Source organism: Belliella alkalica (genome assembly GCF_022549785.1).
In the GTDB taxonomy this organism is placed as follows: Bacteria; Bacteroidota; Bacteroidia; order Cytophagales; family Cyclobacteriaceae; genus Belliella; species Belliella alkalica.
This window is the reverse complement of sequence record NZ_JAKZGO010000047.1, coordinates 1-2,737: the sequence shown is the minus strand read 5'-3', so window position 1 is coordinate 2,737 and position 2,737 is coordinate 1. Positions and strand designations below refer to the sequence as shown.

2 protein-coding genes are annotated in these 2,737 nt (G+C 32.9%); both read right to left on the bottom strand.

What is annotated here, in order from left to right:
• Window positions 1–292: 292 nt before the first annotated feature.
• Window positions 293–754, bottom strand: coding sequence for an IS200/IS605 family transposase (tnpA, locus tag MM213_RS20470; RefSeq protein WP_241414746.1), 462 nt, complete (start codon window positions 752–754; stop codon window positions 293–295).
• 526 nt (window positions 755–1,280) lie between these two features.
• A complete protein-coding gene (tnpA, locus tag MM213_RS20465) occupies window positions 1,281–1,742 on the bottom strand; it encodes an IS200/IS605 family transposase (protein WP_241414745.1) in 462 nt (153 codons plus the stop codon).
• Window positions 1,743–2,737: the final 995 nt, after the last annotated feature.

Genomic DNA, 2,737 nt, shown 5'->3' with positions numbered 1-2,737 from the left:
CTCCTGGAAGAGGATGGCTCCGTTTTGCTACGAAGATTAAAGGGCTACGCCCCTTAATTTGGATACGCAGGTTATTGATTTTTAAAAAACTGTATGTTTTCTTGCTGAATTTAAAAAAACCAAAAATACTCATAAATACATTTGGGTTACTCTTGGGGGCGTAGCCCACTTTTCTTCGTCAAAAAATTTGTACCGAATGTTGTCTTGAGGGGCATAGCCCTGATTTCTAAAATTACCACGATTTGGAAATTGAATTTTTAAATTAACTACATCATTTGAATACTTATAAAATCTAATCATACCATTCAAATAAATATTTCGAATCATATTCAATTTCAAATTTTTTAAGCATAAGCAAATACTCTTCTTTAAATGTTCTTTTTTTATGATGTTCAGGTTGATTTAAAATGTATTTCACAACATTATCTATATGTGATTTGGCATATGTAAATGCTCCATACCCATTTTGCCATGCAAATTTACCTCGAACATATTTTTTACCATTTAACCATTTAGAAGAAGCTGATTTTACTTGCTCCATTAACTTGGAAGGTGAAACTGATGGATGGATTCCAACTAATACATGTGTATGATCAGGATTACAATATATCGCATAAGGTTTACAGTTTTCTTTATTTATCAGTCCACAGATTACTTTTTCCAATTCATCTCTAAAACATTCTTTAATCAAATTCTCTCGTCCTTTAACTGAAAAAACAAATTGAATGTAGAGTTGTGTGTAAGTATTTGCCATTTTTTAAAATATTTTGGTTTTGTTCTAAAAATTAATTTTGAACCAGAATTAAAAAATTTTTAAAATTACATCAAATATCATTTCATATTTTATAAAATATTGAGGCTAGAATTCAGAGCTAACGCCCCTCGTGGTGTACGAGAATCTCATTTTGCTACGAAGATCGCAGGGCTACGCCCCTATTTGGATGGCAAGATTTTTTGAAAGGATTAAAATGTTTGAGATTTGCCATTTTATAAAAAGTTAGAGGTAAATAAGATAAAATCAATAAGGTTTTAGTTTCAATCCTGAACTCAGATTCTAACCTGTCAATAATTATCCTGCGACTGACCTTTGGGGGTGTAGCCATTATTTCTTAGTAAAAAAATTAATGTTAAATGATACCATCGGGGGCGTAGCCTACTTTTCTTCGTAGAAAAATTTGGTCCGATTGATATCCTGAGGGGCGTAGCCCTGATTTCTGAAATTACCACGATTTGGAAATTGAATTTTTAAATTAACTACATCATTTGAATACTTATAAAATCTAATCATACCATTCAAATAAATATTTCGAATCATATTCAATTTCAAATTTTTTAAGCATAAGCAAATACTCTTCTTTAAATGTTCTTTTTTTATGATGTTCAGGTTGATTTAAAATGTATTTCACAACATTATCTATATGTGATTTGGAATATGTAAATGCTCCATACCCATCTTGCCATGCAAATTTACCTCGAACATATTTTTTACCATTTAACCATTTAGAAGAAGCTGATTTTACTTGCTCCATTAACTTGGAAGGTGAAACTGATGGATGGATTCCAACTAATACATGTGTATGATCAGGATTACAATATATCGCATAAGGTTTACAGTTTTCTTTATTTATCAGTCCACAGATTACTTTTTCCAATTCATCTCTAAAACTTTCTTTAATCAAATTCTCTCGTCCTTTAACTGAAAAAACAAATTGAATATAGAGTTGTGTGTAAGTATTTGCCATTTTTAAAATATTTTGGTTGTGTTCTAAAAATTAATTTTGAACCAGAATTTAAAAATTTTTGAAATTACATCAAATATCATTTCATATTTTATAAAATATTGAGGCTAGAATTCAGGGCTAACGCCCCTCGTGGTGTACGAGAATCTCATTTTACTACGAAGATTGCAGGGCTACGCCCCTTAGTTTGGAAGCGTTGGGTATTGATTTTTAAAAAACTGTGTGCTTTCTTGATGAATTTAAAATAATCAAAAATGCTCATAAATTCATTTGGGTTATTCTTGGGGGCGTAGCCCACTTTTCTTCGTAGAAAAATTTGCACCGATTGATATCCCGAGGGGCATAGCCCTGATTTCTGAAAGAACTACGACTTGAATTGAGATTTCAGGGCTAACGCCCCTCGTGGTGTACGGGAATCTCATTTTACTACGAAGATTGCAGGGCTACGCCCCTATTTGGATGGTAAGATTTTTTGAATGGATGAAGTTAAAGATTCGCCACTTTATGAAAAGTTAGAGGTAAATATGATGAAAGCAATAAGGTTTTAGTTTTAATCCTGAACAAAGATTCTAACCAGTCAATAATTATCCTGTGACTGACCTTTGGGGGTGTAGCCATTATTTCTTCGTAGAAAAATTAATGTTATATGATACCATCGGGGGCATAGCCCACTTTTCTTCGTAGAAAAATTTGCACCGATTGATATCCCGAGGGGCGTAGCCCTGATTTCTGAAAGCATCATGATTTGAATTGAGATTTCAGGGCTAACGCCCCTCCTGGAAGAGGATGGCTCCGTTTTGCTACGAAGATTAAAGGGCTACGCCCCTTAATTTGGATACGCAGGTTATTGATTTTTAAAAAACTGTATGTTTTCTTGCTGAATTTAAAAAAACCAAAAATACTCATAAATACATTTGGGTTACTCTTGGGGGCGTAGCCCACTTTTCTTCGTCAAAAAATTTGTACCGAATGTTGTCTATTTGTACCGAATGTTGTCT

Coding starts and splice junctions, on each gene's coding strand:
- tnpA (WP_241414746.1), bottom strand. CDS start 754: ATGGCAAATACTTACACACAACTCTACATTCAATTTGTTTTTTCAGTT.
- tnpA (WP_241414745.1), bottom strand. CDS start 1,742: ATGGCAAATACTTACACACAACTCTATATTCAATTTGTTTTTTCAGTT.